Origin of the sequence: Streptomyces sp. BJ20 (assembly GCF_022869105.1) — a bacterium.
Lineage (GTDB): Bacteria > Actinomycetota > Actinomycetes > Streptomycetales > Streptomycetaceae > Streptomyces > Streptomyces griseoincarnatus.
The window spans coordinates 7,092,747-7,116,854 of record NZ_CP094918.1; the positions used below are offsets into that span (position 1 = coordinate 7,092,747).

The 24,108-nt window shown below is 73.5% G+C and carries 22 protein-coding genes; 15 read left to right on the top strand and 7 right to left on the bottom strand.

All coding sequences use genetic code 11. From position 1 onward, the window contains the following. The first annotated feature begins 349 nt into the window (after positions 1–349). The 4 genes from MTR79_RS31965 to MTR79_RS31980 all read left to right on the top strand — a co-directional run bounded on the left by MTR79_RS31965 (position 350) and on the right by MTR79_RS31980 (position 3,853). Positions 350–1,357: a trypsin-like peptidase domain-containing protein gene (locus tag MTR79_RS31965; protein ID WP_244792771.1), complete on the top strand. Its 1,008-nt coding sequence runs from the start codon at positions 350–352 to the stop codon at positions 1,355–1,357. A gap of 99 nt (positions 1,358–1,456) precedes the next feature. Further along, positions 1,457–2,191, top strand: a complete 735-nt coding sequence (locus MTR79_RS31970; RefSeq protein ID WP_086704322.1) for a response regulator transcription factor — start codon at positions 1,457–1,459, stop codon at positions 2,189–2,191. Next, a complete protein-coding gene (locus MTR79_RS31975) occupies positions 2,188–3,654 on the top strand; it encodes a HAMP domain-containing sensor histidine kinase (RefSeq protein ID WP_086704320.1) in 1,467 nt (488 codons plus the stop codon). The genes MTR79_RS31970 and MTR79_RS31975 overlap by 4 nt, the downstream gene beginning before the upstream one ends. A gap of 13 nt (positions 3,655–3,667) precedes the next feature. After that, positions 3,668–3,853 (top strand): DUF1737 domain-containing protein, encoded by a 186-nt coding sequence (locus MTR79_RS31980; protein WP_048458949.1) that lies wholly within the window; start codon positions 3,668–3,670, stop codon positions 3,851–3,853. 73 nt (positions 3,854–3,926) lie between these two features. Here MTR79_RS31980 and MTR79_RS31985 read toward each other — a convergent pair whose 3' ends face one another. Then, positions 3,927–5,750, bottom strand: coding sequence for a bifunctional metallophosphatase/5'-nucleotidase (locus MTR79_RS31985; protein ID WP_086704319.1), 1,824 nt, complete (start codon positions 5,748–5,750; stop codon positions 3,927–3,929). Positions 5,751–5,966: 216 nt separating this feature from the next. Here MTR79_RS31985 and mshD point away from each other — a divergent pair, with 216 nt between their 5' ends. Then, positions 5,967–6,893 (top strand): mycothiol synthase, encoded by a 927-nt coding sequence (gene mshD, locus MTR79_RS31990; protein ID WP_086704317.1) that lies wholly within the window; start codon positions 5,967–5,969, stop codon positions 6,891–6,893. 190 nt (positions 6,894–7,083) lie between these two features. Here the strand turns inward: mshD and MTR79_RS31995 are convergent, their stop codons facing one another. The 5 genes from MTR79_RS31995 to MTR79_RS32015 all read right to left on the bottom strand — a co-directional run bounded on the left by MTR79_RS31995 (position 7,084) and on the right by MTR79_RS32015 (position 11,636). Beyond that, positions 7,084–7,797, bottom strand: coding sequence for an ABC transporter (locus tag MTR79_RS31995; protein ID WP_308430285.1), 714 nt, complete (start codon positions 7,795–7,797; stop codon positions 7,084–7,086). Beyond that, complete coding sequence (locus MTR79_RS32000) at positions 7,788–9,308, bottom strand: ABC transporter permease (RefSeq protein ID WP_244792773.1); 1,521 nt, start codon at positions 9,306–9,308, stop codon at positions 7,788–7,790. Before MTR79_RS32000 ends, MTR79_RS31995 begins: the two co-directional genes overlap by 10 nt. Next, the gene (locus MTR79_RS32005; RefSeq protein WP_244792775.1) at positions 9,305–10,165 is read right to left on the bottom strand and encodes an ABC transporter ATP-binding protein; all 861 of its coding nucleotides are present in this window, start codon (positions 10,163–10,165) and stop codon (positions 9,305–9,307) included. Before MTR79_RS32005 ends, MTR79_RS32000 begins: the two co-directional genes overlap by 4 nt. Before the next feature lie 71 nt (positions 10,166–10,236). Continuing rightward, a complete protein-coding gene (locus MTR79_RS32010) occupies positions 10,237–11,088 on the bottom strand; it encodes a hypothetical protein (protein ID WP_048458945.1) in 852 nt (283 codons plus the stop codon). Further along, on the bottom strand, positions 11,085–11,636 hold the full coding sequence (locus MTR79_RS32015) for an RNA polymerase sigma factor (RefSeq protein ID WP_189366561.1): 552 nt from the start codon (positions 11,634–11,636) through the stop codon (positions 11,085–11,087). The genes MTR79_RS32010 and MTR79_RS32015 overlap by 4 nt, the downstream gene beginning before the upstream one ends. Positions 11,637–11,746: 110 nt before the next feature. Between MTR79_RS32015 and MTR79_RS32020 the strand changes: the two genes are divergently transcribed. From MTR79_RS32020 to pstB, 10 genes are all read left to right on the top strand, one after another. Further along, entirely contained in the window at positions 11,747–12,172 is a 426-nt protein-coding gene (locus MTR79_RS32020) for a GntR family transcriptional regulator (protein ID WP_086705338.1), read from the top strand. After that, a complete protein-coding gene (locus MTR79_RS32025; protein ID WP_244792777.1) occupies positions 12,169–13,053 on the top strand; it encodes an ABC transporter ATP-binding protein in 885 nt (294 codons plus the stop codon). The genes MTR79_RS32020 and MTR79_RS32025 overlap by 4 nt, the downstream gene beginning before the upstream one ends. Further along, complete coding sequence (locus MTR79_RS32030) at positions 13,050–14,054, top strand: ABC transporter permease (RefSeq protein ID WP_244792779.1); 1,005 nt, start codon at positions 13,050–13,052, stop codon at positions 14,052–14,054. The genes MTR79_RS32025 and MTR79_RS32030 overlap by 4 nt, the downstream gene beginning before the upstream one ends. A gap of 267 nt (positions 14,055–14,321) precedes the next feature. Continuing rightward, positions 14,322–16,556, top strand: a complete 2,235-nt coding sequence (locus MTR79_RS32035; RefSeq protein WP_189366560.1) for an RNA degradosome polyphosphate kinase — start codon at positions 14,322–14,324, stop codon at positions 16,554–16,556. Then, positions 16,516–18,177 carry a CHAD domain-containing protein gene (locus MTR79_RS32040; protein ID WP_244792781.1) on the top strand — a complete coding sequence of 554 codons (1,662 nt, stop codon included), beginning with the start codon at positions 16,516–16,518 and terminating at the stop codon, positions 18,175–18,177. The genes MTR79_RS32035 and MTR79_RS32040 overlap by 41 nt, the downstream gene beginning before the upstream one ends. 25 nt (positions 18,178–18,202) lie before the next feature. Continuing rightward, complete coding sequence (locus tag MTR79_RS32045; RefSeq protein ID WP_122214828.1) at positions 18,203–18,643, top strand: NUDIX hydrolase; 441 nt, start codon at positions 18,203–18,205, stop codon at positions 18,641–18,643. A gap of 208 nt (positions 18,644–18,851) precedes the next feature. Continuing rightward, complete coding sequence (gene pstS, locus MTR79_RS32050; protein WP_189366557.1) at positions 18,852–19,979, top strand: phosphate ABC transporter substrate-binding protein PstS; 1,128 nt, start codon at positions 18,852–18,854, stop codon at positions 19,977–19,979. 133 nt (positions 19,980–20,112) lie between these two features. Next, complete coding sequence (gene pstC, locus MTR79_RS32055) at positions 20,113–21,117, top strand: phosphate ABC transporter permease subunit PstC (RefSeq protein ID WP_189366556.1); 1,005 nt, start codon at positions 20,113–20,115, stop codon at positions 21,115–21,117. Next, positions 21,114–22,172 (top strand): phosphate ABC transporter permease PstA, encoded by a 1,059-nt coding sequence (gene pstA / locus MTR79_RS32060; RefSeq protein WP_122214830.1) that lies wholly within the window; start codon positions 21,114–21,116, stop codon positions 22,170–22,172. Before pstC ends, pstA begins: the two co-directional genes overlap by 4 nt. Positions 22,173–22,220: 48 nt before the next feature. After that, a complete protein-coding gene (gene pstB / locus MTR79_RS32065; protein WP_048458936.1) occupies positions 22,221–22,997 on the top strand; it encodes a phosphate ABC transporter ATP-binding protein PstB in 777 nt (258 codons plus the stop codon). A gap of 105 nt (positions 22,998–23,102) precedes the next feature. On the opposite strand, the gene MTR79_RS32070 is transcribed toward pstB, so the two are convergent. Next, a complete protein-coding gene (locus MTR79_RS32070) occupies positions 23,103–24,101 on the bottom strand; it encodes an inorganic phosphate transporter (RefSeq protein WP_244792783.1) in 999 nt (332 codons plus the stop codon). Between the last annotated feature and the right edge of the window lie 7 nt (positions 24,102–24,108).

The window sequence follows — 24,108 nt, forward strand, 5'->3', positions numbered from 1 at the left end:
CGTGCGCCGGGTGCGGGTCGTGTGCGGCCGATCGCGCAGTTCCCCGCGCCCCTGAGGGGCGTCCCGCCCCAGCTGCGGGCAGTCGTGGCGCCAGGGCGGCACAGGTGGGCGCAGCGGCACCCCGTCGACGCCGGGTGCGGGACCTCCGTGGCTGATTCGCGCAGTTCCCCGCGCACCTGAAGGGTGCTGCCGCCACGGTCGCGGAAGATGTTCCCCGCGGCGCGGCAGCCGGCACCCCAGGGCGCGGCGTCCCGCCCAAGGCTGACTTTATATCGGGCATACGCACTTCTGCCGGGCTTCTCAGCCATCCCTCAGGAAGCTCTCATCGTCGGGCGGGACGCTCAGATGCATGAGCGAGAACCCCCGCCCGAGTGGCTTCCCCGAGTACGGTCCGCACCAGGTGAACCCCGAGTGGCCGCCCCCGCCGGCCCACGCTCCCGCGGCTGCCGAGCCCGCCGGCGCCGGACCCACCGCCCCCGCGCACCGCCGGAGCCGCGGCCCGGCCAGGCTGCTCGTCGCCGTGGCGATCGTGGCCGCCGCCGTCGGCGGGACCACCGCCTACGGGGTGCAGGAGCTGACCGGCGGTTCCTCCACGGGCGTCACCGCGTCCTCCGCCGCCGAGACCGACGTGGTGCCGGCGTCCCTGAAGGGCACGGTCGCCGGGGTCGCCAAGAGCGTCAGCCCCAGCATCGTGGAGATCAAGGCCGCGTCGTCGTCCGGTTCGGCCACCGGGTCCGGCGTGATCGTCACCGAGGACGGCGAGGTCGTCACGAACAACCACGTCGTGGCCGGCGCCTCCCGGGTCCAGGTGCGCACGCACGACGGCAAGACCTACGACGCCCGCGTCGTCGGCACCGACAGCAGCAAGGACCTGGCGCTGATCAAGCTGGAGGACGCCTCCGGTCTGAAGGCCGCCACCCTGGGCGACTCGGACGGCGTGCAGGTCGGCGACCAGGTCGTCGCGATCGGCTCGCCCGAGGGCCTTACCGGCACGGTGACCAGCGGCATCGTCTCCGCACTCGACCGGGACGTCACCGTGTCCACGGACGAGAGCCAGGGGCAGCAGCAGCGCGGCGGCGGCTGGCCGTTCGAGTTCGGCGGCCGGCAGTTCAACGGCGACACCGGCGGCTCCACGACCACGTACAAGGCGATCCAGACCGACGCCTCGCTGAACCCGGGCAACTCCGGCGGCGCGCTGATCGACATGAACGGCAACATCATCGGCATCAACTCCGCGATGTACGCGCCGAGCGGCGCGGAGTCGTCCACGGCGGGCAGCGTGGGCCTCGGCTTCGCCATCCCGGTGAACACGCTCAAGGCGGACCTGCCGGATCTGCGGGCCGGTGCGGGCAGCTGACGCGCGGGCCGGGAAACGTGCGACGCTGAAGATCCGACAGCCCGTCCCCTCCCCCGCCGCGCCCGCCGCGCGGCGCGCAGCCGAAGGATCCGCCACCCGATGAGCCCCGCAGACGGCGACCGTGCCCCGCAGCGCATCCTGATCGTCGACGACGAGCCGGCGGTGCGCGAAGCACTCCGGCGCAGCCTGGCCTTCGAGGGTTACGACACCGAGGAGGCCGTCGACGGCGTGGACGCCCTGGAGAAGACGGCGGCCCGCCAGCCCGACCTCCTCGTGCTCGACATCCAGATGCCCCGCATGGACGGCCTGACCGCCGCCCGCCGTATCCGCGCCACCGGCGACACCACGCCGATCCTGATGCTGACGGCCCGGGACACCGTGGGCGACCGGGTGACGGGACTGGACGCGGGGGCGGACGACTACCTGGTGAAGCCGTTCGAGCTGGACGAGCTGTTCGCACGGATCCGGGCCCTGCTGCGGCGCAGCTCGTACGCGGCGGCGGTGGCCGCGTCCGCCGAGACCGACGACGTCCTCACCTTCGCCGACCTGACGATGAACCTGGCCACGCGGGAGGTGACCCGCGCCGGGCGCCCGGTGGAGCTGACCCGCACGGAGTTCACCCTGCTGGAGATGTTCATGGCGCACCCGCGCCAGGTGCTCACCCGTGAGCAGATCCTGAAGGCGGTCTGGGGCTTCGACTTCGAACCGTCGTCCAACTCGCTGGACGTGTACGTCATGTACCTGCGCCGCAAGACCGAGGCGGGCGGCGAGCCGCGCCTGGTGCACACGGTGCGGGGGGTGGGGTACGTGCTGCGGCAGGGCGGCGCGGAGTGACCGGACCGGTGCGCCGCTTCCGCGCCCTGCCGATCCGGGCGCGGCTGTCGCTGCTGGTCGCCGCCGCTGTGGCGTTCGCGGTGGCGGCGGTGTCGGTGACCTGCTGGTTCATCGTGCAGGGCAAGCTGTACGAGCAGGTCGACGAGGACCTGAAGAAGGCGACCGTGCTGCAGGGGCCGCAGCGGGTGGACGAGATCCGCAGCGCCCTCACCGACTGCACGGACACACCCCGCGACAGCGCGGGCGGTTTCCAGTACACGTACTCGCAGGTGGTCAAGGAGGACGGCACGGTCTGCCTGTTCCCCAGCTCGGTGGGGAACGTGGAGGTCACCGCGTCGGACCGCAAGGTGATCGAGAACGCGGGCGCCGGGTCCAGGGGCATCTTCCGCGACGGCACCGACGAGGACGGCGACGACGTCCGGGTGCTGACCCTGCCGCTCGTCATCAACGACCCGTCCACGCTGACCAGCACCCACGCGGCCGTCATCGTTGCGGTCCCGCTGAAGGGCACGCAGTCGACGCTGAACGACCTGGCGCTGATCCTGCTGCTGGTGTCCGGCATCGGGGTGCTCGGCTCGGCCGCCGCGGGTCTCGCCGTGGCCCGCACCGGACTGCGCCCGGTCGACAAGCTCACCGAGGCCGTGGAGCACGTGGCGCGCACCGAGGACCTGGGCGTCCGCATCCCGGTGGAGGAGGAGTCGGAGGACGAGATCGCGCGGCTGTCGCGCTCCTTCAACTCCATGACGTCCGCGCTGGCCAGCTCCCGCGACCTCCAGCAGCAGCTGATCGCGGACGCCGGGCACGAACTGCGCACCCCGCTGACCTCGCTGCGCACCAACATCGAGCTGCTGACCCGTAGCGAGGACACCGGGCGGCCCCTCCCGCCGGCCGACCGCAAGGCGCTGCTCGACTCGGTGAAGGCGCAGATGACGGAGCTGGCCGCGCTGATCGGCGACCTTCAGGAGCTGTCCCGCCCGGACCCGGGCCATCAGGCGGGCCGCGTGGAGATCGTCGCCTGGCAGGACGTGGTGGAGGCGGCCCTGCGCCGGGCCCGGCTGCGCGGCCCGGAGCTGACGGTCACCGCCGACCTGCATCCCTGGTACGTGCGGGCGGAACCGGCGGCACTGGAGCGGGCGGTGGTCAACGTGCTGGACAACGCCGTGAAGTTCAGCCCGCCGGGCGGCACGGTCGAGGTGCGGCTCGCCGACGGCGTGCTCACCGTCCGGGACCACGGCCCCGGCATCGCGGCCGACGAACTCCCGCACGTCTTCGACCGCTTCTGGCGCTCCCCCGGCGCCCGCGCCCTGCCCGGCTCCGGCCTCGGGCTGTCGATCGTGGCGCGCACGGTGCAGCAGGCGGGCGGCACGGTCGCGCTCACCCCGGCCGAGGGCGGCGGCACCACCGCCACCGTCCGTCTGCCGGGCGCCCCGACCCCTCCGCCGGACGTGCCCGGCGTCCCGTGACACGCTGGGCCGCATGGCGAATCCCCCCGACGGACTGCCCGTCTACCGCGTACTGACCGGCCCCGACGACTCCGCCTTCTGCCGGCGGGTCAGCGAGGCGCTGGAGCTGGGATACCGGCTGCACGAGGGGCCGGCCGTGACCTTCGACGGGGAGCGCGTGATCGTCGCGCAGGCCGTCGTGTGGGACGTCGAGGGCTAGCACGCGGAGAGAACGCGGAGAGGGCCGGTGCTCGGCACCGGCCCTCCGCGTCGTACAGGTTCTCTTGCCGTGGTTACTGCACGATCGTGATGCGGTCCGCCGCCGGCGGGTCGATCGGGGCGCCGGCCGAGGAGTTGGCCGTCAGGTACTGCTCCAGCGCCTTCAGGTCGTCGTCGCCGACCAGGGCGTCGGCGCCCTGGCCCAGGGTGGCGAAGCCGTCGCCGCCGCCCGCGAGGAAGCTGTTCATCGCGACGCGGTAGCTCGCCGACGGGTCGATCGCCTCACCGTTCAGCCGGACGGAGTCCGTGACGACCCGGTCGGCGCCGGACTTCGTCAGGTCCAGCGTGTAGGTGAGTCCCTCGGACACCTGCAGGATCTTCGGGGCCGCCGCGTTGGAGCCGCTGACCTGCTCCTTGAGCGCCTGGATCAGCTGCTCGCCGGTGAAGGTCTGCAGGTTGACCGTGTTCGCGAACGGCTGGACCGTGAACGCCTCGGCGAAGGTGACCACGCCGTCGCCCTCGGCGCCGCTCGCCGCGTAGGTGAGGGAGGCGCGGATGCCGCCCGGGTTCATCAGGGCGAGGTCGGTCTCCGGGTCCAGCGTGCGGGCGTACTCCAGCTGCGCGTCGGCGATCAGGTCGCCCAGCGGGGACTCGGTGCCGTCCTTCACGACGTCACCGGAGATATGGCCGATGGCGCGGTTGCCGATCGGGGCGGCGAGGGTGTTCCACCTGTCGATCAGGCGGGTCATGTCGGGCGCCTTGGGGACGTCCCGGGACACCACGTGGTTCGCGGACTTCACGGCCGTACGGGCGATGTCGCCGGTCTTGCGGTCGTAGGTCAGCGTGGTGTCGGTGTAGAGCCGGCCGAAGGACGCGGCGGAGGTGACCATGCGGGGGTTGCCCGCCGGGTCGGGGATCGTGCAGACGTACGCGCTGTGGGTGTGGCCGGTGACCAGCGCGTCCACCTCGGGCGAGACGTTCTGCGCGATGTCCGCGATGGGGCCGGAGATGCCGTCGCCGGCGCCCGGGGCGTCGCAGTCGTAGTTGTAGTTCTGCGAGGCCGGGAAGCCGCCCTCGTGGATCAGCGCCACGATGGACTTCACGCCCTTGCGGCGCAGCTCCTTGGCGTACTTGTTGATCGTCTCGACCTCGTCCTTGAAGACGAGGCCCTTGACGCCCTCGGCGGACACGATGTTCGGGGTGCCTTCGAGGGTCACGCCGATGAAGCCGACCTTGACGCCCTTCTTCTGCCACACCCAGTAGGGCTTGAGGAGGGGCTTCCTGGTCTTCTCGTTCAGGACGTTGGCCGCCAGGTACGGGAAGTCGGCGCCCTTGAACTTCTTGTCGGTGTAGCAGCCGTCCGTCGGGTGGCAGCCGCCGTTCTGCAGGCGGGACAGCTCCTTGGCGCCCTCGTCGAACTCGTGGTTGCCGACGGAGGTGACGTCCAGTTCGAGCTTGTTCAGCGCCTCGATGGTGGGCTCGTCGTGGAACAGCCCCGAGAGCAGCGGGGAGGCGCCGACCATGTCGCCGCCGGCCGCGGTGATGGAGTACGCGTTGCCCTTGCGGGCCTGGCGCAGATGCGTCGCCAGGTACTCGGCGCCGCCCGCGTCGATGGTCTTCGTCGTGCCGTCCGGCTGGAGTTCGGTGACCCGGCCGGAGGAACCGGTGGGCGGCTCCAGGTTGCCGTGCAGGTCGTTGAAGGACAGCAGCTGCACGTCCTGGTAGCGGCCCGGCCCGTGGCCGTGGCCCTTGCCCTTGCCGTGCTGCTCGCCCGCGCTCGCGGACCCCGGCAGGGCCGCGGCGGCCAGGGCACCGACGGTGAGGACACCGGCGGCGGTCGCGAGGAGACGGTTCGTACGGCGTCTGCGGCGCGGGTGCGCCGGGGATGTGGCTGGCATACGCCCCCCTGTCGGTGCGAGTGGGTACCGGCGCAGCCTAGAGTCAACGCGCGTAGCGCGACAGGGGCTTCCGGGTTACAGCCTGGTTTATCTTTGCGCCGGGCCACCGCCGCGCCGTCGCCACCGGGCCCCGCCACGCGGCCGTCCCGCCCCGCCGCGGGCCCTACGCGCCCGGCTGACGCCCCCTCGTCGCGCCGTCCCCTTACCCTCGTACGCATGACCAGCGACGCGTTCTCCCGGCCCGGCCGCCCCCGTTCGCTCCAGACGTACACCGCGCTCGACCAGGCGCAGGTCGACGCGGTGCTCGCGCTGCTCGACGAGGCGGCGCGCGCCGACGGCCAGCAGGCCGTGTCCGAGCAGGGCCGGCTGCAACTGCGCGGCGGGGAGCGGGAGGGCGTCTCGCACCTGCTGCTGACCGTCGACGAAGAGCTCGTCGGGTACGCCCAGTTGGAGGACACCGACCCGGTGGAGCCGCCCGCCGCGGAGCTGGTGGTGCACCCCTCGTACCGCGGGCAGGGGCACGGGCGGGCGCTCGGCACGGCGCTGCTCGCCGCGTCGGGCAAGCGGCTGCGGGTGTGGGCGCACGGCGGGCGCTCCGCGGCCCGGCACCTGGCGCAGGTGCTCGGGCTGACGCTGTTCCGTGAACTGCGGCAGATGCGGCGCCCGTTGGCGGGCCTGGACCTGCCCGACCCGGTGCTGCCGGAGGGCGTCACCGTGCGCGCCTTCGAGCCGGGCCGGGACGACGCGGCGTGGCTCGCGCTGAACGCCGCGGCGTTCGCCCACCACCCCGAGCAGGGCTCCCTCACGCAGCGGGACCTCGACGACCGCAAGGCCGAACCGTGGTTCGACCCCGCGGGTTTCTTCCTGGCGGAGAGCGACGGACGGCTGGTCGGCTTCCACTGGACGAAGGTGCACGCCGAGCAGGGCCTCGGCGAGGTGTACGTCCTCGGGGTCGCCCCCGACGCGCAGGGCGGCGGGCTCGGCAAGGCGCTGACGACGATCGGCCTGCGCCACCTGGCGGACCAGGGCCTGCCCACCGCCATGCTGTACGTCGACGCCGACAACGAGGCGGCGGTGTCCGTCTACGAGCGGCTCGGCTTCGTCACCCACGAGACGGACCTGATGTACCGGACGGAGACCTGAGGGGCGGCCGGGGCCGGCACTTCGTCGATCACGCCGGGCCTGAACGCCGGCGGCCGCACGGGCGCCGGGGGTTCCGCCCCCGCCGCCCCTTCCCGTCCCTCCCCGGGGGCTGCGCCCCCAGACCCCCCTTCGGCCCTGGCGGGCCCCGTCCTCACACGCCGGACGGGCTGGAGTTGGCGGACCGGCGTACTCAGGTACGGGACGGGGACCTGAGCGTCCGGAGCGTGCGCCGCCGGACCGGTTCGACACAGCACACCGCGACCGCCACGAGCGCCGCGCCCAGCAGCAGCGTCCAGTGGCCGTGGGCGTCCGCCCAGCGCGGGTCGCCGGGCGCGGTGAACAGCGCCCACTCCGAAGGGCTGAGCAGCGGCGCCAGGACCGCGGTCACCAGCAGGAACGCGGCGACCGCCTGACCCGGCCGCTCGGCGCCCCGGCGGCGCACCGCGAAGGCCGCGCCGGCCAGGGCGAGTGCGAGGGCCGTCGCCGCCTCGAGGGTGATGTCCCCGACCGGGGGCCGCGCCTCCTCCGGGACGAGCAGCACGGCCGCCGACCACCACGCGGCTGCGGGCGGCAGTACGAGCGCGCACCGCAGCGCGTGCCGCAGGACGCGGCGGACGGGCACGGCGGCGGTGGTCTGCCGGGCAGGGTCGTCCAGCAGGAACGCGGCGCCCAGCGCGAAGCACAGGGCGGCGGCCCGCAGGGCGTTCACCCCGGCCCACGGGGCGACCTCGCCGCCGGACAGCCGGGGCAGCGCCGCCGCCAGCAGTCCGAGCCCGCCGCCCGCCGCGAGCGCCCACCAGGGCACCGTGCGGGCGACCGGGCGGACCAGCTGGAGGAGGGCGCCCCGCCGGGCGGCCTCGCGCACCGGGGTGTTCCCGGCCGCCCGGGTTCCGGTCACAGACACCCGTCCTCCCCCTCGGGCTTCTCCAGGCCCAGCACCCGCGCGACGCGGTCCGTCGTCACCTTCGGGGCGGTCAGCTCGGCCCAGCCGGCCTTCACCTTGGCGGCGGCCTCGTCGCGGGGCAGCTCCAGCAGCTCGCGCAGCAGTTCCGTCTGGGCGGAGGTCATCTGCAGCGGCTCCGTCCGCGAGACGACGATCGCCGAGCCGGTGTCGCTGTCGTCGATCCGCACCCGGCGCAGGTCGGCGACCGGGTCGGGCCGGCCGGCGAGGGCCAGCCACATCACGGTGACCGTCCGGCCGTCGCACATCTCGCCCGTCCTGGCCTCCGAGCCGGTGACCAGCACACCGGCCACCGAGACCGCGAACTCGGGCACCCGGTTGCCGCCCCAGGCCGTCCCCACGGTCACCTCGCCGGGGCGGGTGAGCGAGGCGAGGGTCGAGTCGGCGTCCAGGCCGTAGCGCGCCTCGACCCGCTGCCGCACGACCAGGGGGCGGTCCTGCGCGTCACCGCCGGCCAGGGCGCGGACGTCGTCGACGGTCCGGGCCCAGTCGCCGGTGCGCTGCTCCCACTCGGGGAACACGCAGTACGTGGTGGCGTCCCGTTCGACGCAGGTGTGGACCTTCTCCGGGGTGACCGAGGCCCGTACGCGCGCCTCGGTGACGGTCTCCGGCACGCCTCGGGACTGGCCCACCGCGCCGGCCAGGGTCAGCGCCACCGCGCCGGCGACCGCCGCCTGCGCGGTCCGCAGCCGGGCGCCGCCGGACAGCAGCACGGACGCCACCATCAGGGTCAGCGCGAACCCGCCCAGGTAGAGGGCGTGCCACGCGGCGGGGCGTCCGATCAGGTCGGAGGGCAGGGTGACGGCGCTGTACGTGCCGACGGACGGCATCAGCCACCGCGTCCAGTCGTCGTCGGAGAAGCCGAGGAAGGTGGCGAGGAAGAGGAGCAGGACGATCAGCAGCGGTGCCGCGAAGGGCGCGGTGACCAGGCGGGCCAGCAGTACCCCGAGTCCGCCGAGGAGCAGCACGGACAGGGGACCGACGAGGAGTTCGGCGGGTGAGCCGTGCCCGACCGCGCCCGGCTTGAGCGCCTCCCAGGCGAACTGCCCGCCGACGCACACCGCGACCAGGAGGGCCGCCGCCACGACGGACAGCAGGTGCGCGACCGTGCGCCCCCACCGCGGGAGCACCAGCACGTCCAGGTGCCGCTCGGTGTCGTGGCGCCGGGAGCGCAGCACGGCGTGGTTGGCGCTCAGCAGCACCGCGAGGCCGACGAGCAGCGGCCCGTCCTGGGTGGCGCGGTCGGCGTCCTGCAGCGCGGGGAAGCCGTCGAAGGAGACGCGGGTGCGCCACACGGTCCAGGCGACGTACACCGCGAACGCGACGACCACCGGCACGCGGGTGAGGAGCCTGCGCGTCTCGAAGCGGGCGAGGGCGGACACGGCGGCCCCGGAGGCGCCGGGCGGGGTCGTCACGGGGGGCGGGGCCGGCGCCGTGGTGGTGGTCGTCGTCATGCGGTCACCTCCGCGGCCGCGCCGTCCAGGGTGAGCAGGTAGCCGTCCTCGAGGGTGGGTTCGAGGAGGTCGGCGCCGGGCGGCGGGTCGCCCACGTTGCGGAAGGTGCCCAGTCCGGTGCGCCAGCCGGCCAGGGCGCCGGGGTCGCGGCCCTCACTGCTCCACACCCGTCCCGCGGCCCGTGCGGTCAGCTCGGCGGGGGTGCCGTCGAAGCGGACGGTGCCGCCCGCCAGGACGACGACCCGGTGGCAGAGCATCGCCACGTCCTCGGTCTGGTGGGTGGACAGCAGCACCGTCCGCCCCTCGCCGGCGGTGGCGATCAGCTCCCGGAACCGCATGCGCTGTTCCGGGTCGAGTCCGACGGTGGGCTCGTCGAGGACGAGGAACGCCGGGTCACCGGCCAGCGCCGCCGCCAGCGCCACCCGCTGCCGCATGCCGCCGGACAGCTTGCGGATCCGCTTGCCGCGCACGTCGGCCAGGCCGACCTCGTCGAGGACCCGCCGCACCTCGCGGTGGCGGGCGGCGCGGTCGGTCAGCTCCTTGAGGATCGCCACGTAGTCGACGAACTCGAAGGCGGTGAAGTCCGGGTGGAAGCCGGGCGTCTGCGGCAGGTAGCCGAGACGGCGGCGCACCTCCTGGCGGCCGCGCGCGCCGGACGGGTCGTGACCGAGCACGGTGAACGCGCCCCGGTCGGCCGGCACGGCGGTGGCGAGGACCCGCAGCAGCGTGGTCTTGCCCGCGCCGTTGGGGCCGAGCAGCCCGGTGACGCCGGGGGACAGCCGCAGCGACACATTGTCCAGGGCGCGGGTCGCGCCGTACTGGAGGCTCAGCCCGGAGGCCGAGACGGTGGGGGACATGGGGAACTCCCGTGGCAGGTGGTGGGGTCCGGGGCGGTGGTGCGCCCCGGCCTGTGGGAGGCCGGGCGCGGTCAGACCGCGGGGTCCCGGCTCAGGTCGAAGCGGTCCCGGAGCAGGACCAGCAGGCCGGCGGCGAGCACGGCGACGGCCGCCGACACGCCCTGTCCGGCCGCGGTGAACGGGGCGAGCGTCTCCTGTCCGCCGGAGCGGACCGCGTCCGCCGTGACCAGCAGCGCGACCCAGCCGCCGCCGGTCAGCGCGGGCGCCAGGACGGGACCGAGCCGGGCCGACAGCGCGAGCGCCGTGGCGGTGAGGGCGAGCGCGGGCAGCAGCCAGCTCAGGGCGAGCAGTCCGTACCCGGGCAGGGCGAGCGTGGCCAGCCCGTTCAGTCCGAGCCCGGCGGCCAGCACGGCGACCGTGCGGATCATCAGCAGCCGGAACCCGTGCATCGGCGCGACCACGGCCATCTCGTACGTCGGGTCCATCCGCGGCCCGTAGGACAGCGCCACACCCGCGAGCGGCAGCAGCGGGGCGAGCGCGAGGAAGAAGGTGAGCCGGCCGCTCTCGGTGCGGCCGACGGTGACGGCCACGGTGAGCAGCAGCACCGCCGTCACCGCGCCCAGCCAGGAGCGGCGCAGCGCCGGGGTGGCCGCGAGCAGCCGGGCGGTGTGGTCCCGGACGCCGAGCCGCAGCAGCAGCGACTCCAGCAGGCCGGGCCGGGGCGCGTCGAGCTCGGTGTCCAGCCGCTCCCAGCCGGCGTCCAGGGCGACGGGGTCGCCGAGGTCCGCCAGGACGGCACGGCAGTGGGCGCACGCCGTGAGGTGGGTGTCGGCCGACCACAGCGCGGGCGCCTCGAGACCGCCCCGCGCGTAGGCCCGCAGGTCGTCCTCCGGCACGTGCCAGCGCCTGTCCTCGTACGTCATGCCAGCGCCTCCCGGAGTTGCCTGCGGGCGCGCATGGCCCGCGTCTTGACCGTGCCCGGCGGGATGCCGAGCAGGACCGCGGCCTCACGGGTGGTCAGCCCGTCGACCACGGTCGCCTGGAGCACCGCGCGCAGTTCCGGCGCCAGCCGTACCAGGGCGCCGGCGAGGTCCCCGTGCTCGACCCCCGCGAGCACGCGCTCCTCCGCCGACACCTCGTCCCGGTGCCGCAGCCGCGCCAGCGCCTGCCGCAGCCGCCCCCGTGCCCCGGCCCCGCGCAGCGCGTCGACCAGCCGGCGTGAGGCGATCCGCCACAGCCAGCCGGCGGCGTCCGCGCCCGCCGCGTCCTCACGCCAGCGGGCCGTGCCGCGCCACACCGCGAGGAAGGTCTCCTGCACGACGTCGTCGACGAGGGCCGCGTCGGCGCACCGGGTGCGCATGCGCGCGGTCAGCCACGGCGCGTACCGCCGGTACAGCTCCTCGAAGGCGCCCCGGTCGCCGTCGGCCGTGACGGCGCGCAGCAGCTCGCCGTCGCTTCTCATCTCGCTCACGTCCCCTCATCGGACGGGCCCCACGGATCGGTTCACGGATCCTCGCTTGACTTTCGCACCACGCTTGCACCACCCTTTCACTACTCAATTAGTGAAAGGGTGGTTGTCGAGTGGTCGACTACCGCATCGACCGGCGCAGCGGCGTGGCCACCTATGTCCAGATCGTCCAGCAGACGAAGCAGGCGATCCGCCTGGGCCTGCTGGCCCCCGGTGACAAACTGCCCACGGCCCGCGAGGTCGTGGAGGCCACCGCCGTCAACCCGAACACCGTGCTCAAGGCGTACCGGGAGCTGGAACGCGAGGGCCTGGTCGAGGCCCGGCGTGGCCTCGGCACCTTCGTGCGCCGCACCCTCGGCGCGGCCCCCGCCGACTCCCCGCTGCGCGCGGAGCTGGAGGACTGGGCCGCCCGCGCGCGGGAGGCCGGCCTGGAACGGGAGGACGTCGCCGCGCTGTTCACCGCCGTACTCGAGACGCACTACCCGGAGCAGGCCGCGCACAGCGCGCCTGCGCACACCCCCCAGGGAGACCCGTCATGACCGTCCCGGCCCTCGAGGCGGACGCCCTCGGCAAGCGCTTCGGCCGCCGCTCCTGGGCGCTGCGCGACTGTTCCTTCCGGCTGCCCGCCGGACGCGTGTGCGCCGTCGTCGGACCCAACGGCGCCGGCAAGTCCACGCTCCTCGCGCTCGCCGCCGGACTGCTCGCACCCACCGAGGGCACGGTCCGCGTGCTCGGCGCCCACCCGGCCGCCGCCCGCCCCCGGGTCGGCTTCGTCGACCAGGACAAGCCTCTGTACCAGCAGCTCACGGTCGCCGAGACGCTGCGCATGGGCGCCGACCTCAACCCCGGCCACTGGGACGCGGACACCGCGCGCCGGGTCGTGGCCGGCGGCGACCTGGACCCGGACCGGCGGATCCGCGCCCTCTCCGGCGGCCAGCGCACCCGGGTCGCGCTCGCCCTCGCCCTGGGCAAGCGGCCCGAACTGCTGCTCCTGGACGAGCCGATGGCCGACCTCGATCCGCTCGCGCGGCACGAGCTGATGGGCCTGCTGATGGGCGAGGCCGCCCACGGCACCACCGTCGTGATGTCCTCGCACGTCGTCGCCGAGCTGGAGGACTCCTGCGACCACCTGCTGCTGGTCGGCGGCGGCACGATCCGGCTCTCCGGCGAGATCGACGACCTGCTGGCCGCCCACACCCGGGTGACCGCCCCGGCCGCGGCGGACCTCTCCCCGCACGAGGTCGTCGAGTCCCGCACCACCGGCCGCCAGCTCAGCGCGGTGATCCGCCCGTCCGGCCCGCTGCCCGACGACTGGCGCACCGCCGCGCCGTCCCTCGAGGACCTCGTCCTGTCCTACCTGCGCAATCCCGCGGCCCCGGCCCTGACCCCCGCGCCCGAGACCCTGGAGGCCGCCGCATGACCGCCGCCCTCACCACCCCGGCCCCTCCCGCCGCCGGCCGCGCCTCCGGTGCGCCCCGCCAGTGGCGCTGGCTGGCCCGGCTGCACCGCCCGGCCCTGATCTCCGGCGGCGCACTGTTCCTGCTCGTCGCGGCGGCCCTGGTGTGGCTCGGCGGGCCGCTGACCGACGCGTCGGCGGCGGCGTGGAAGGCGTACAACGCCTGCGGGTTCACCCCGCGCTGTTCCTACGACCAGAGCTCGATCCTGCTCTACAAAGACGTCTACAACTGGACGACCATCGCCGTGCTGACCGTGCCGTTCCTGGTGGCCGCCTGGGCCGGGGGTGCGCTCGTCGGCCGCGAGACGGAGTCCGGCACGGCCCGCCTGGCCTGGACCCAGGGTGTCTCCCCTGCCCGCTGGCTGGCCTCCCGGCTGGTCGCCCCGGCCGTGCTCACCGTCGCCGTGACCGGTCTGCTGACGGCACTGCACCACTGGGCATGGGCGGTGGGCAGGGACCGCATCGACACCACCAAGTTCTGGCACGACATGGCCACCTTCCACGCCAACGGCACCGTCCCCGTGGGCCTGGCGCTGGCCGGTCTCGCGGCGGGCGCCCTGGCCGGACTGCTGCTGCGCCGCGCGATGGCCGCGCTGGCCACCGCCGCGGTCACCGTGGGCGTGCTGTGGGCCGCCGTGCACGCGGCCGTGCCGTACCTGTGGCCGTCCGTGACCCGGGTCAGCAGCCTGGAGGAAGGGCCGCTGGGGCGGGGGCTGCTCGCCGGCCAAGGGGTGCTGACCCCAAAGGGCCGGGCGGAGGCCCCGTGCGTCAGCGGCGGACTGGACAGCTGCCGCGACACCCTGACCGACATGGGCGCCACCGCCTTCTACCGCGACCTGCACCCCGCCTCCCACTACTGGCCGCTCCAGCTGGTCGCCACGGGCATCCTGCTCGCCGTGGCCGGTCTGCTGACGTACGCGGCGTTCCGGGTACTGCGCCGCACGACCGGGACGGCGCGCGGCTGACGCGTCCGCGTTCTCGAGGGGGCGTGCCCGTGGGGGCACGCCCCCTTGTCGCGCACCCCCGCGGGCCACCCCCCGCTGCCCTGGACGTCATGTCGCCGTAACCACGGATTCAGACAGCCTTGCGACGCTCGGTGAATGCATCCCGCCGCGGCAGAGCCCTCACCCCGCCGGGTGAACGGGAGGTACGGGAGCGCCTCAGGGCCACCACCGCTCCCACCCGCGCTTTCCGACGCGCCCGTGACGCCCTCAGCGCGGAAGAATGGGGTCATGAGCCAGCCCAACACCCAGGCACAGGTCCAGCACTCGCAGCCCTCCGTGGGCTCCATCGCCGCGCACCGGCCGCACACCGTGGCCGGGACGGTGTCCGATCTGGAACCCGACATCGACGCCGACCTGGACGGCTACGAGGAGGCGCACATCGAAGGCGCCGCCCCGCTGCCGCAGGGCCGTTTCCTCGACCGCGAGCGCAGTTGGCTGGCGTTCAACGAGCGGGTGCTCGAACTGGCCGAGGATCCCGAGACGCCACTGCTGGAGCGGGCGAACTTCCTCGCGATCTTCGCCAGCAACCTGGACGAGTTCTTCATGGTCCGGGTCGCGGGACTCAAGCGGCGCATAGCCACCGGCGTGGCCACCCGCTCCGCCTCCGGCCTCCAGCCGCGCGAGGTGCTGGAGATGATCTGGGCCCGCTCCCGGGAGCTCATGGCGCGGCACGCCGCCTGCTACCACGAGGACGTCGCCCCCGCCCTCGCGGAGGAGGGCATCCACCTGGTCCGCTGGAACGAGCTCACGGAGAAGGAGCAGGCCCGCCTCTTCACCCTGTTCCGGCACCAGATCTTCCCCGTGCTGACCCCGCTCGCGGTGGACCCGGCGCACCCCTTCCCGTACATCTCGGGTCTTTCGCTCAACCTGGCCGTGGTGGTGCGCAACCCGGTGACCGGGCACAAGCACTTCGCCCGGGTGAAGGTGCCGCCGCTGCTGTCGCGCTTCCTGGAGTCCTCCCCCGGCCGTTACGTCCCCGTCGAGGACGTCATCGCCGCGCATCTGGAGGAGCTGTTCCCGGGCATGGAGGTGCTGGAGCACCACGCCTTCCGGCTCACCCGCAACGAGGACCTGGAGGTGGAGGAGGACGACGCCGAGAACCTTCTCCAGGCCCTGGAGAAGGAGCTGATGCGGCGCCGCTTCGGGCCGCCGGTGCGGCTGGAGGTGGAGGAGTCCGTCGACCGCGAGGTGCTGGACCTCCTCGTGCGCGAGCTGAAGATCTCCGAGGCCGAGGTGTACCCGCTGCCCGGCCCGCTCGACCTGACCGGCCTGTTCCGCATCCACAGCCTGGACCGGCCCGAGCTGAAGTACCCGAAGTTCGTCGCCGGCACCCACCGCGACCTGGCGGAGGTGGAGTCGGCGTCCGCGCCGGACATCTTCGCCGCGCTGCGCAGCCGGGACGTGCTGCTGCACCACCCGTACGACTCCTTCTCGACCTCCGTCCAGGCCTTCCTGGAGCAGGCGGCGGCCGACCCGGACGTGCTGGCCATCAAGCAGACGCTGTACCGGACCTCCGGCGACTCCCCGATAGTCGACGCGCTCATCGACGCCGCCGAGTCCGGCAAGCAGGTCCTCGTCCTGGTCGAGATCAAGGCCCGCTTCGACGAGCACGCCAACATCAAGTGGGCGCGCAAGCTGGAGGAGGCCGGCTGCCACGTCGTCTACGGCCTGGTCGGCCTGAAGACCCACTGCAAGCTGTCGCTGGTGGTCCGTCAGGAGGGCGAGACCCTCCGGCGGTACAGCCACGTCGGCACCGGCAACTACCACCCGAAGACCGCCCGGCTGTACGAGGACCTCGGGCTGCTCACCGCGGACCCGCAGGTCGGCGCGGACCTCTCCGACCTGTTCAACCGCCTCTCCGGCTACTCCCGGCGCGAGACCTACCGGCGGCTGCTGGTCGCCCCCAAGTCCCTGCGTGACGGGCTGATCTCACGCATCGACAAGGAGGCGCAGCACCACCGCGCCGGACGGCCCGCGTACGTGCGCATCAAGGTCAACTCGATGGTCGACGAGGCCGTCATCGACGCCTGCTACCGGGCGTCACAGGCGGGCGTGCCCGTCGACATCTGGGTGCGCGGCATCTGCGCGATCCGGCCCGGCGTGCCGGGGCTCTCGGAGAACGTGCGGGTGCGGTCCATCCTCGGCCGCTTCCTCGAACACTCGCGGGTGTTCGCCTTCGGCAACGGCGGCGAGCCCGAGGTGTGGATCGGCAGCGCCGACATGATGCACCGCAACCTCGACCGGCGGATCGAGGCGCTGGTGCGGGTCACCGACCCGGCGCACCGGGCCGCCCTCAACCGGCTGCTGGAGACGGGGATGTCCGACACCACCGCGTCCTGGCACCTCGGTCCGGACGGCGAGTGGACCCGGCACTCCACGGACCCGGACGGCCAGCCCCTGCGCAACATCCAGGAGATGCTCATTGACGCCCGGAGGCGCCGGCGTGGCACAGCAGCACCCTGACCCCGCGGACGTCCTGGCCCGCCATCTGCGGGCCAGGGCGACCGAGTTCCTGCGTGCGCTGCGTCTCCACCGGGGCGCGGCGACACCGGAGGACTCCGCGGAGGCGGCCCGCGCCCTGAGACGCGCGGCCCGCCGCATCAGCGCGGGCCTCTACACCTTCCGGCCCGCTCTGGACCCGTCCTGGTCCCGGGCCCTGGGCCCGGAACTCGCCTGGGTCTCGGGCACGCTGTCCCAGGAGGACGCCTGCACCACGCGCCTGGCCCGCCTCCTGGAGGCCCTCCACCACCTCTCGGGCCCGCCGGTCCCGCCGACACCCTCGGCCCGGCCTCCCGCGCGGCGGACACCCGCCCCCGACCGCGCCACCAACCCCACGAGGGCCGCCGCAGACGCACGCGCGGACTCGGCCGAGGACGGCCCGCGGGGCGCGCCCCCTGTCCGCGACGGCGGCGGGCCCGCGTCCGTGACCCGCGAACGCGGTTCGACCGCCCGCGACGGCGACGCACCGGCAGTCGCCGACGGGCCGTCCGCGGCACCCGCGGAGGGCTCCCCGAAGCACCCGTCCCCCGCCCGCGCCGGCGGAGCACACGTCGCCGGCCCCGCGCGCGCCGCGGTTCGCGCCGCGGACGGCACGTCCTCCACCCGCGACCCCGGCGCGGGCGCCACCCGGCCCGCATCGCGCACCCCCGGCGCGCCCACACCCGCCGACGGCGCCCCGCCGGACGTACCCCGGCCTGCCGCCCCGGCGACCGGCGCGCAGCCCTCCACCCGCACCGTCCACGCGACCGGGCCCCTGCCGGCCTCGGCCCGCCGCGCCCCGACCGTGACCGCCACCGTCCCGGCTCCGGCCGACCGGCGTCCCGAGGGCGAGCCCGGTGCCGCCGCCGTCCGGCGCCCGGGGGACGACGCGCGTCTTCCCGACCGCGGCCCGGGACGCGGGCCCGCGGCGGTCGACCCGCCTACGGTGAGCCGCGCCCGTGCCGCCGGTCCCAACCCCGACCGGAGCCACCTCGCCGTAGGTGCCGCCAAGGCCGCCGCCCTGCTCGAGCGGCAGCTCACCTTGGCCCGGACCCGGGCGCACTCCGCCGCCCTGCAGGCGCTGGGGTCCGCGCGGTTCCATGCCGTCGCCGATCAGGTGGCCGTACTGGCGAGTGAGGTCCCGCTGGCCGGCGAGGCCAGGCACATCGATCTGCGTCCGCTCGCGGACGCCGCGCGGGAGCGGCTCGAGGACGCCGTCGCCGCATTGCCGTTGCTCACCGCGGGCAGTCCGTACAACGCCGAGGCGCTGGTGCACGGCCTGTCGCCGGACCCCTCCCCGCACCCGCAGGACGCCCCCTGGCACCAGGTGCGGCTCCTGCTCCGGCTGCACCGGTACGCACAGGAGGTGCTGGACCCCGCCGCGGGCGACGACCCCCGGCTGCGTGCGGCGGGAGAGGCGCTGGACCGGCACCGGGACGCCGCCGAGGCCGCGGCCGCCGCCGCGCAGGCGGGCCGCACGCCGAGGATCGCGCCGGCCACGGCGTACGCGCTGGGCGTGCTCCACGCCGGTCAGCGGCATGAGGTGGAGGCCGCGCGGTACGCGTTCCAGCGTGCCTGGCAGCAGCCGCCCGCCGGCACCCCGTAGAACGCCCTGCGACAGGGAGGTCCCGGTGCGCACCACCCGACCCGGCAGGAACGGCGCCCTCACCGTCGAGGCGGCCGGCTGCGTCCTGTGGCGCCGCTCGCCCGTCACCGGCGAGCTGGAGCTGTGCCTGGTCCACCGGCCCAAGTACGACGACTGGTCCTGGCCGAAGGGCAAGCTGAAGCGCGGCGAGGACCCGCTCGCGGGCGCCCTGCGCGAGGTCGCCGAGGAGACCGGGTACACCGCCGTGCCGGCCGCCGAGCTGCCCAGCACCCGCTACCTCGCGCAGGGCCGCCCCAAGCGGGTCCGCTACTGGGCGGCCGAGGCGGTCTCCGGCACGTTCACCCCGAACGACGAGGTCGACCGCCTCCTCTGGCTCCCCCCGGACGCGGCCCGCCGTCACCTCACCTCGCCGATGGACGCCGGCCTCGTCGACGCCCTCCTCCCCACCCTCCGCCCGGCGCCCTGAAACCGCCCGCGCCGCTGCCTCACCGCACCGTCCTCAGGGGTTCACCCCCCGTTCATGTACGCCCATCGGCAGCTTCACCTCTTCTGCCTAATTTCGGCCTTACGCGGTGCGGATCGCCCGTACCCGCACCCTTACAGGACGAGGCGTCGCGCCTCACACACTTCGCACGCCGCCGAATTCAGGCCGGCGGCCACTGGAAGGAACACAAGTGAAGCTTCAGCGCATGAACCGGCGGGCCCTCGCTCTCGGTGCTCTCGCCGTCACCGGCGCCCTGGCCCTCACGGCGTGCGGCTCCGACGACACCGGCAACAGCGACGGCGGCGACGCCTCGGCGACCGCGCAGGCCGGGAACATCGACTGCGGCGACGCCAAGGGCCAGCTCCAGGCGTCCGGCTCCTCCGCCCAGAAGAACGCCATCGACGCCTGGGTGAAGCAGTACACCGCGGCCTGCAAGGACGTTCAGATCAACTACAACCCGACCGGTTCGGGCGCCGGCATCACCGCCTTCACGCAGGGCCAGACCGCGTTCGCCGGCTCGGACTCCGCGCTGAAGCCGGAGGAGGTCGAGGCGTCGAAGAAGGTGTGCACCGACGGCCAGGGCATCGACCTGCCCATGGTCGGCGGCCCGATCGCGGTCGGCTTCAACGTGCCCGGCGTGGACACCCTCGCCCTGGACGCCCCGACCCTCGCGAAGATCTTCGACAACAAGATCACCAAGTGGAACGACACGGCGATCGCCAAGCTCAACTCCGGCGTCGAGCTCCCCGACCTGAAGATCCAGGCGTTCCACCGTTCCGACGAGTCCGGCACCACGGACAACTTCACCAAGTACCTGAAGGCCGCCGCGCCCCAGGACTGGAAGTACGAGCCGGGCAAGTCCTGGGAGGCCGAGGGCGGCCAGTCCGCGCAGGGCTCCTCCGGCGTCGCCCAGCAGGTGAAGCAGACCTCCGGCGCCATCTCGTACTTCGAGCTGTCCTACGCCTCGGACGGCATCAAGACCGTCGACATCAAGACCGAGGCCACCGAGCCGGTGAAGGCGACCATCGAGAACGCCACCGCCGCCATCGGCGCCGCCAAGGTGGTCGGCACCGGCAAGGACCTCGCGCTCGAGCTGGACTACACCCCGTCCGCCGAGGGCGCGTACCCGATCGTCCTGGTCACGTACGAGATCGTCTGCGACAAGGGCAACAAGGCCGACACCCTGCCCGCCACCAAGTCCTTCCTGAACTACATGGCCTCCGAGGAGGGTCAGGGCCAGCTCGCCGACGCGGGCTACGCCCCGATGCCGCAGGAGATCATCACCAAGGTCCGCGAGACCGTCTCGAGCCTCAGCTGACCCGAGTGTGCGGCCCGCGCCCGGTCCCGGGGCGGGCCGCACCGTCCGGTGCACCGCCAACAGGAGCCCCGAGGGTTCCGGACGGCTCCTGAGGAGCCTTCCGGCCCGGCGGCTCCGCAGACCGGAGAACCCGATGGACACCACCACGCAGAAACCCGCGGCCCCGCCGGCACCCGGCCCGGCCGCGCCCCCCGACACCCGTACCGCGCGCGGCGTCACCCGCCCCGGCGACCGGATCTTCCTCGGGCTGTCCCGGGGATCCGGCATCTTCGTCCTGGTCCTGATGGCCGCCATCGCGGCCTTCCTCACCTACCGCGCCTCGCTCGCGATATCCAAGGACGAGGCCAACTTCTTCACCACCTTCGAGTGGAACCCCAGCGGCTCCCCGCCGGAGTTCGGCATCGCGGTCCTGGCCTTCGGCACCGTCGTCTCGTCGGTCATCGCCATGGTCATCGCCGTGCCGGTCGCCGTCGCGATCGCCCTGTTCATCACGCACTACGCCCCGCGCCGCCTCGGCGGCCCCATCGGCTACGTGATCGACCTGCTCGCCGCCGTCCCGTCCATCGTCTACGGCCTGTGGGGCGCGCTCGTCCTGGTGCCGCACCTGGACGGCCTGTACGGCTGGCTCGACGACTACCTCGGCTGGACCGGGATCCTCGAGTGGAACGACGGCGCCCCGCGCTCGCTGTTCACCGTCGGCATCCTGCTGGCGGTGATGATCCTGCCGATCATCACCAACGTCAGCCGTGAGGTGTTCCGCCAGGTCCCGCGGATGCACGAGGAGGCCGCCCTGGCCCTCGGCGCGACCCGCTGGGAGGTCATCCGCATGTCGGTGCTGCCGTTCGGCCGCTCCGGCGTGATCTCCGCGTCGATGCTGGGCCTCGGCCGCGCCCTCGGCGAGACGATGGCCGTCGCCATGGTGCTCTCCCCGAGCTTCACGATCAACGCCAGCCTGCTCGACCCGGGCGGCGGCACCTTCGCGCAGAACATCGCCAGCAAGTTCAACGAGGCCACCGAGATGGGCCGGGACGCGCTGATCGCCTCCGGTCTCGTGCTGTTCGTCATCACGCTGCTGGTCAACGGCGCGGCCCGGCTGATCATCGCCCGCCGCAAGGAGTACTCGGGGGCCAACGCATGACGCACGCGACTCACGACACCCGCCCGTCCGGCTCCCTGCGCGGGGCGACCCTGCCGAAGTGGTTCCCCTGGGCCGTCGCCGGCGCCTCCGCCGCGCTCGGGTACGGGATCAGCGCCGCGGCCGGGCTGCACAGCGACATCCAGTGGGCGCTGATCGCGGCGCTGCTGTTCATCGGCGGCTCGTACGCCCTGTCCGCCAAGGTCGAGGGGCGCCGCCAGGCCCGGGACCGCACCGCGACCAGCCTGGTGTGGGTGGCGTTCCTGCTGGCGGTCATCCCGCTGGCCTCGCTGACCTGGGAGACCGTCAAGCGGGGCATCGAGGTCCTCGACGGCTACTTCCTCACCCACTCCATGGGCGTGGTCGCCGACACCGAGCCGGGCGGCGGCATCTACCACGCCCTGCTGGGCACGCTGGAGCAGGTCGGCCTCGCCACCGCGATCTCCGTGCCGGTCGGCGTGCTCACCGCGATCTACCTCGTCGAGTACGGCCGGGGCCGGCTGGCGAAGGCCGTGACCTTCTTCGTCGACGTGATGACGGGCATCCCGTCGATCGTCGCGGGCCTGTTCGTCCTCAGCCTGTGGATCCTGATCCTCGGCATGGGCTACTCCGGCTTCGCCGGCGCGATGGCGCTGTCCATCCTGATGATCCCGGTGGTGGTGCGCTCCACGGAGGAGATGCTCAAGCTCGTCCCCAACGAGCTGCGCGAGGCGTCCCTCGCCCTCGGCGTCCCCAAGTGGCGCACCATCCTCAAGGTGGTCCTGCCGACGTCCGTCGGCGGCATCACCACCGGCGTGATGCTCGCGATCGCCCGCATCACCGGCGAGACGGCCCCCGTGCTGCTCCTGGTGTGGGGCACGAACTTCATCAACGCCAACCCGTTCCAGGACCCGCAGGCCTCCCTGCCGATGTACATCTACCTCCAGTACACCAACGGCTCCGAGGCGGCGTACGACCGTGCCTGGGCGGCGGCCCTGACGCTCATCGCGTTCATCATGATCCTGAACCTGGTGGCCCGCGGCATCGCCCGCTGGAAGGCCCCGAAGACCGGTCGCTGACCGGCTCCCCACACAGTCGTCGGCGACCCGAAAGAAGCAGTGATACCCATGGCCAAGCGCATCGACGTCAGCGGCCTCAACGCCTACTACGGATCCTTCCTGGCCATCGAGGACATCTCGATGACCATCGAGCCCCGCTCCGTGACGGCCTTCATCGGCCCCTCCGGCTGCGGCAAGTCGACCTTCCTGCGCACCCTCAACCGCATGCACGAGGTGACCCCGGGCGGCCGGGTCGACGGCAAGGTCATGCTCGACGACGAGAACCTGTACGGCGCGGGCATCGACCCGGTGGCCGTGCGGCGCGAGGTCGGCATGGTCTTCCAGCGCCCGAACCCGTTCCCCACGATGTCGGTCTACGACAACGTGGCGGCGGGCCTGCGCCTGAACGGCAAGTACCGGAAGTCCCAGCTGGACGACGTCGTCGAGAAGTCCCTGCGGGGCGCGAACCTGTGGAACGAGGTCAAGGACCGGCTGAACAAGCCCGGCTCGGGCCTCTCCGGCGGCCAGCAGCAGCGCCTGTGCATCGCGCGGGCCATCGCGGTCGAGCCGAACGTGCTGCTGATGGACGAGCCCTGCTCCGCCCTGGACCCGATCTCCACCCTCGCCATCGAGGACCTGATCGGCGAGCTGAAGGAGCGCTTCACGATCGTCATCGTGACGCACAACATGCAGCAGGCGGCGCGCGTCTCGGACCGCACGGCGTTCTTCAACCTGGCGGCCGTCGGCAAGCCCGGCAAGCTGATCGAGATCGACGAGACGGAACGGATCTTCTCCAACCCGTCGGTCCAGGCCACCGAGGACTACATCTCCGGCCGCTTCGGCTGATTCGGCTCCTCGCGACGCTGCATGGCGGTGCCGCCGCGAGGCACGAAGGGCCCGCCCCCACTCAACGGGGGGCGGGCCCTTCCACGTACGTGCCGGCGCGCGGGTCTACAGCGCGATCAGATGCACCAGTCCGAAGCAGGCCGCGGCCACCAGGGCGGCGGCCGGCATGGTGATGAACCAGCCGAGGACGATGTTCTTGGCGACGCCCCAGCGCACGGCGTTGACACGCTTGGTGGCGCCCACGCCCATGATCGCGGAGGTGATCACATGCGTGGTGGAGATCGGGGCGTGGAAGATGAACGCCGAGCCGAACATGATCGACGCGCCGGTGGTCTCGGCGGCGAAGCCCTGCGGCGGGTCCAGCTCGATGATCTTCCGGCCCAGGGTGCGCATGATGCGCCAGCCGCCCGCGTAGGTGCCGAGCGAGAGCATCACGGCACAGGCGATCTTCACCCACACCGGGATCGGGTCGCCGTAGTCCTCGACGTCGGCGATGACCAGGGCCATCACCACGATGCCCATCGTCTTCTGGGCGTCCTGGAGGCCGTGGCCGAGGGCCATGCCGGCCGCGGAGACCGTCTGGGCGATGCGGAAGCCGCGCTTGGCCTTGTGCGGGTTGGCGCGCCGGAACATCCACATGATCGTCGTCATCACCAGGTAACCGGCGATCAGGCCGACGACCGGCGACACGAACATCGGGATGACGATCTTGTCGACGACGCCGTGCCAGTAGACGGTCGTCCCGCCGGCCAGCGCGGCGCCGACCATGCCGCCGAACAGGGCGTGGGACGACGACGAGGGCAGACCGAAGTACCAGGTGATCAGGTTCCAGACGATGGCGCCGATCAGGGCCGCGAAGAGGATTCCCATCCCCGTCGACCCTTCGGGCGTCTCGATCAGCCCCTCACTGACGGTCTTGGCGACCCCGGACCCCAGGAAGGCGCCGGCCAGGTTCATCACGGCCGCCATCGCGAGCGCCGCGCGGGGCGTCAGCGCCCGCGTGGAGACGGACGTGGCGATGGCGTTGGCCGAGTCGTGGAACCCGTTGGTGTAGGTGAAGAAGAGCGCGACCCCGATGGTCAGGATCAGAGCGAAGGTGTCCATGAAAGGC

What these genes read in the sequence shown, in the direction of transcription:
- MTR79_RS32000 (WP_244792773.1), bottom strand. Translation starts at nt 9,308, where the DNA reads ATGACGACGACCACCACCACGGCGCCGGCCCCGCCCCCCGTGACGACC.
- mshD (WP_086704317.1), top strand. Translation starts at nt 5,967, where the DNA reads ATGACCAGCGACGCGTTCTCCCGGCCCGGCCGCCCCCGTTCGCTCCAG.
- MTR79_RS32035 (WP_189366560.1), top strand. Translation starts at nt 14,322, where the DNA reads ATGAGCCAGCCCAACACCCAGGCACAGGTCCAGCACTCGCAGCCCTCC.
- pstB (WP_048458936.1), top strand. Translation starts at nt 22,221, where the DNA reads ATGGCCAAGCGCATCGACGTCAGCGGCCTCAACGCCTACTACGGATCC.
- MTR79_RS32025 (WP_244792777.1), top strand. Translation starts at nt 12,169, where the DNA reads ATGACCGTCCCGGCCCTCGAGGCGGACGCCCTCGGCAAGCGCTTCGGC.
- MTR79_RS31965 (WP_244792771.1), top strand. Translation starts at nt 350, where the DNA reads ATGAGCGAGAACCCCCGCCCGAGTGGCTTCCCCGAGTACGGTCCGCAC.
- MTR79_RS31985 (WP_086704319.1), bottom strand. Translation starts at nt 5,750, where the DNA reads ATGCCAGCCACATCCCCGGCGCACCCGCGCCGCAGACGCCGTACGAAC.
- MTR79_RS32010 (WP_048458945.1), bottom strand. Translation starts at nt 11,088, where the DNA reads ATGACGTACGAGGACAGGCGCTGGCACGTGCCGGAGGACGACCTGCGG.
- MTR79_RS32030 (WP_244792779.1), top strand. Translation starts at nt 13,050, where the DNA reads ATGACCGCCGCCCTCACCACCCCGGCCCCTCCCGCCGCCGGCCGCGCC.
- pstA (WP_122214830.1), top strand. Translation starts at nt 21,114, where the DNA reads ATGACGCACGCGACTCACGACACCCGCCCGTCCGGCTCCCTGCGCGGG.
- MTR79_RS32070 (WP_244792783.1), bottom strand. Translation starts at nt 24,101, where the DNA reads ATGGACACCTTCGCTCTGATCCTGACCATCGGGGTCGCGCTCTTCTTC.
- MTR79_RS32005 (WP_244792775.1), bottom strand. Translation starts at nt 10,165, where the DNA reads ATGTCCCCCACCGTCTCGGCCTCCGGGCTGAGCCTCCAGTACGGCGCG.
- MTR79_RS31970 (WP_086704322.1), top strand. Translation starts at nt 1,457, where the DNA reads ATGAGCCCCGCAGACGGCGACCGTGCCCCGCAGCGCATCCTGATCGTC.
- MTR79_RS31980 (WP_048458949.1), top strand. Translation starts at nt 3,668, where the DNA reads ATGGCGAATCCCCCCGACGGACTGCCCGTCTACCGCGTACTGACCGGC.
- pstC (WP_189366556.1), top strand. Translation starts at nt 20,113, where the DNA reads ATGGACACCACCACGCAGAAACCCGCGGCCCCGCCGGCACCCGGCCCG.